This window comes from Streptomyces sp. ATLC9 (genome assembly GCF_057196705.1).
The window spans coordinates 1-4,601 of sequence record NZ_JBXUOY010000355.1; the positions used below are offsets into that span (position 1 = coordinate 1).

Below are 4,601 nucleotides of genomic sequence, written 5' to 3' on the forward strand. Positions count from 1 at the left end.
GGGCCGGGGCCTCGGCGGGCGGCTCGGGCCGCGCCGGGCCCCCGGCCTGCGCCGGGGCGGCGCCGGCGGCCCCGATCACGGCCAGCTTCGCGCCGACCTCCGCCGTCTCGTCCTCGCCCACCACGATCTCCAGCAGGGTGCCGGAGGCGGGGGAGGGGATCTCGGTGTCGACCTTGTCGGTCGACACCTCCAGCAGGGGTTCGTCGGCCTCGACCTCGTCACCGACCGACTTCAGCCAGCGGGTGACGGTGCCCTCGGTGACGGACTCGCCGAGCGCCGGCAGCACCACATCGGTGCCCTCCGCCGCACCGCCGGAGGGGGCGGCCTGCTGCGGGGCCTGGGTCTGGGCGGGCTCGGGCTTCGGCTCGGGCCGGGCCTGCGCCGGGGCGGCCTGCGGCTCCGGCTCGGGAGCCGGGGCGGTGGCCGGAGCCTCCGCCTGGGCGGGGGTCTCGGCCGGGGCACCGGCTCCTTCCCCTGCCTGCGGCGGGGATGTCCCATCGTCGATCACGGCCAGTTCGGCGCCGACCTCGACCGTCTCGTCCTCGGCCACCTTGATGGAGGACAGGGTGCCGGAGGCGGGGGAGGGGATCTCGGTGTCGACCTTGTCGGTCGACACCTCCAGCAGGGGTTCGTCGGCCTCGACGTGCTCACCCTCGGCCTTCAGCCAGCGGGTGACGGTGCCCTCGGTGACGCTCTCGCCGAGCGCCGGCAGGGTTACGGAAACCGCCATGGTTTCGGTTGCTCCTAACGAAAAGTGCGAATGGCGTGGTGCTCTCGCGCCCGGGAGGATCAGTCGTGGGAGTGCAGCGGCTTGCCGGCCAGGGCGAGGTGGGCCTCGCCGAGGGCCTCGTTCTGCGTCGGGTGCGCGTGGACGAGCTGCGCGACCTCGGCGGGCAGAGCCTCCCAGTTGTAGATGAGCTGGGCCTCTCCGACCTGCTCGCCCATCCGGTCACCGACCATGTGGACGCCGACCACGGCACCGTCGCGGACCTGTACGAGCTTGATCTCGCCCTGCGTCTTGAGGATCTTGCTCTTGCCGTTGCCGCCGAGGTTGTACTTCAGCGTCACGACCTTGTCCGCGCCGTGGATCTCCTTGGCCCTGGCCTCGGTCAGACCGACGGAGGCGACCTCCGGGTGGCTGTAGGTCACGCGCGGCACGCCGTCGTAGTCGATCGGCACGACGTCCAGCCCGGCCAGCCGCTCGGCCACCAGGATGCCCTCGGCGAAGCCGACGTGGGCGAGCTGGAGGGTCGGGATGAGGTCGCCGACGGCCGAGACGGTGGGCACGCTGGTGCGGCAGTACTCGTCCACCAGGACGTAGCCGCGGTCCATGTTCACCCCGGCCTCCTCGTAGCCCAGACCCTGCGAGACCGGACCGCGGCCGATGGCGACGAGCAGCAGCTCGGCCTCGTGCTCCTTGCCGTTGGCCAGGGAGACCTTCACGCCGCCGTCGGTGTACTCCGCCTTCTCGAAGAAGGAGCCGAGCGAGAACTTGATGCCGCGCTTGCGGAAGGCGCGCTCCAGCAGCTTGGAGCTGTTCTCGTCCTCGGCCGGCACCAGGTGGGGCAGACCCTCGACGATGGTGACGTCGGTGCCGAAGGACTTCCACGCGGAGGCGAACTCGCAGCCGATGACGCCGCCGCCCAGGATGACGACGGACCGCGGCACGCGGTCCAGCTTCAGCGCGTGGTCGGAGGTGATGATCCGGTCGCCGTCGATCTCCAGACCCGGGATCGACTTGGGTACCGAGCCGGTGGCCAGCAGGATGTGCCGACCCTCGTAGCGCTGCCCGTTCACGTCCACCGAGGTCGGGGAGGAGAGGCGGCCCTCGCCCTCCACGTAGGTGATCTTGCGTGAGGCGATCAGCCCCTGCAGGCCCTTGTACAGGCCCGAGATCACGCCGTCCTTGTACTTGTGGACGGCCGGCATGTCGATGCCCTCGAAGGTGGCCTTGACGCCGAAGCCGGCGCTCTCGCGCGCGGAGTCGGCCACCTCGCCGGCGTGCAGCAGGGCCTTCGTCGGAATGCAGCCGTAGTGCAGACAGGTACCGCCGACCTTGTCCTTCTCGATCAGGGCGACGTCCAGACCCAGCTGCGAAGCCCGCAGGGCAGCGGCATAACCGCCGCTACCGCCTCCGAGGATCACTAGGTCGAAAACGGTGCTGGCGTCATTCGCCACGTCACGTCCTCCATGCATGGGTACGCCGGAGCCGGTCCGTCGGAGACCGGGCGGCTGTATGTTCGGCCGCTTCTTGCTCGGCCCTGTGGGTTGAGCGGGCCCTGTCCTGCCGAGACAACATCTTCGCACTTGTCGGCGGACAGTGGGACGCCGGGCCGGTGTCCCAGCCCCTCATACCCAGATGAACAGGAGGATTGCGAGCGGGTACGCGTGTCTACCGGACGGTAGGCCGACCGCGATCGCTCACGGCGAACGCGCCGCGGCCGGAGCGGACCGGAACCGGCCGCGACGCGCGCCGGGGCTCCGTAGGCCGAAAGCCTCCGGAGCCCCGGCGGGACGGCCGTCGAACGGGCCTTCGGGCGTCCGTCAGAGGGCGTCCCCCGCCGCGGCGCGCTCGGCGAGGCGGACCAGTGTGCGCACCGCGCATCCGGTGCCGCCCTTGGGGGTGTAGCCGAACGGGCCGCCGTCGTTGAAGGCCGGACCGGCGATGTCCAGGTGCGCCCAGGTGGTGCCCTCGGCGACGAACTCCTTCAGGAACAGGCCGGCCACCAGGCCGCCGCCCATCCGCTCGCCCATGTTGGCGATGTCGGCGATCGGCGAGTCCATGCCCTTGCGCAGGTGACCGGGGAGCGGCATCGGCCACGACGGCTCGCCCGCCTCGGTCGCGCTGTCGTGGACGGCCGTGCGGAAGGCGTCGTCGTTGGCCATCACGCCGAACGTGCGGCTGCCCAGCGCCAGCATCATCGCGCCGGTCAGGGTCGCCACGTCCACCACCGCGTCCGGCTTCTCCTCGCACGCCCGGGTCAGGGCGTCGGCCAGCACCAGGCGGCCCTCGGCGTCGGTGTTGAGCACCTCGACGGTCTTGCCGCTGTACATGGTCAGCACGTCGCCCGGCCGGGTCGCGGTCCCCGACGGCATGTTCTCCGCCAGCGCCAGCCAGCCGGTGACGTTCACCCGCAGGCCGAGGCGGGCGGCGGCGACCACGGCGGCGAAGACGGCGGCGGCGCCGCTCATGTCGCACTTCATGGTCTCGTTGTGGCCGGCCGGCTTGAGCGAGATGCCGCCCGAGTCGTAGGTGATGCCCTTGCCGACCAGGGCCAGGTTCTTCTTCGCCTTGGAGTGGGTGTAGGCCACACGCACCAGGCGCGGCGGGTTCGCCGAGCCCTGCCCGACGCCGAGGATGCCGCCGTAACCCCCCTTGGCCAGGGCTTTCTCGTCCAGCACCTCCACCGTCAGCCCGTGCTCCTTGGCCGCGCTCTGCACGGCGGAGGCGAAGGACTTCGGGAACAGGTCGTTGGAGGGGGTGTTGACCAGGTCGCGGGCGCGGTTGACCTCCGCGGCCAGCACCTCGGCCCGCTCGGCGACGGCCTTGTGGGCCTTGTCGCGGGGCTTGGCGCCGAGCACGGTGACCTCGGCGAGCGGGACGCTCCTGTCACCGCCCCCGTCCTTGCCGCCCTTGCCCTTCCTGCCCTTGGGGGCGCTCCCGGCGTTCCCGTCCTCCTTGCCGCGGTACTCGGTGAAGGAGTACGAGCCCAGCAGCGCTCCCTCGCAGACGGCGGCCAGGGACGCCTCGTCCCCGGCCGGCAGGGCGAAGCCGGCCTTCTTCCGGCCGCTCAGCGCGCGGGCGGCCGCACCGGCCGCGCGGCGCAGCGCCTCCGGGTCGTACGGTCCGTCCCCGTCCGGGACGTCGCCGAGCCCGACCGCCAGCACCAGGTCGGCCTTCACCCCGTCCGGGGCGGGCAGCTTGGTGACCTCCCCCTCGCCGCCCGACGCGCCGAGGGTCTCCAGGACGCCGGCCAGGGAACCGCCGAACGCCTGGTCCAGGGGCTCGCCGCCCGGAGCGACCACGGGCCCGTCCGGGCCCTTGGCCACACCGACGACGACGGCGTCCGCGCGCAGCGTCGCGGCGGACGTGGAACTGAGAGTGAGAGCAGACACAGTGGTGGGAATCCCTCTTCCGATGGGCAAGCCGAGTGGATGTGCACGGCTTCGGGCACGGGCCGAGCCTACGTCGCGGCCCGGGGCGCCCCGCCGTCGGCTCCGGACGGTGTACGCGAACCCACCGCCCGGACCTGGTGGCGGGGCGTGACGCGAGCGGGGACCGTCCCGCGGAATTCTCCGAGGGGCGCTAACCCGGCGCAAGCACCACCAGGCAGGCGGTCAGCGCGGTTTCGCCCACCGCGCCGAAGACGTCTCCGGTCACCCCGCCCAGTCTGCGGCGGCAGCGGGCCAGCAGCAGGTGCGCCGCGCCCAGCGCGACCAGAACCGCCGCGGCGCACCGTACGGCCCCGTACGGCCCCCACAGTGCCCCCGCGCCCGCCGCCGACGAGACCACCACCACGCAGGTCAGGGCGGCGGCCCGGACGGGCACCGCGCCGGCGACCGCCGCGCCCAGCCCCCCGGGGCGGGCCGCGGGGACGCCC

General features: G+C 72.8%; 4 protein-coding genes. All 4 read right to left on the reverse strand.

Annotated elements, in window-relative coordinates:
- Positions 1–730: biotin/lipoyl-containing protein (locus tag AC2CJA_RS24450; protein WP_484604848.1), on the reverse strand; the 730-nt coding region annotated here is incomplete at its 3' end.
- Between the two features lie 59 nt (positions 731–789).
- Complete coding sequence (gene lpdA / locus AC2CJA_RS24455; protein ID WP_484604849.1) at positions 790–2,178, reverse strand: dihydrolipoyl dehydrogenase; 1,389 nt, start codon at positions 2,176–2,178, stop codon at positions 790–792.
- A gap of 366 nt (positions 2,179–2,544) precedes the next feature.
- A complete protein-coding gene (locus AC2CJA_RS24460) occupies positions 2,545–4,116 on the reverse strand; it encodes a leucyl aminopeptidase (protein WP_484604850.1) in 1,572 nt (523 codons plus the stop codon).
- A 190-nt stretch (positions 4,117–4,306) separates the two neighbouring features.
- A partial coding sequence (locus AC2CJA_RS24465; protein WP_484604851.1) for an adenosylcobinamide-GDP ribazoletransferase occupies positions 4,307–4,601 on the reverse strand: 295 nt, incomplete at its 5' end.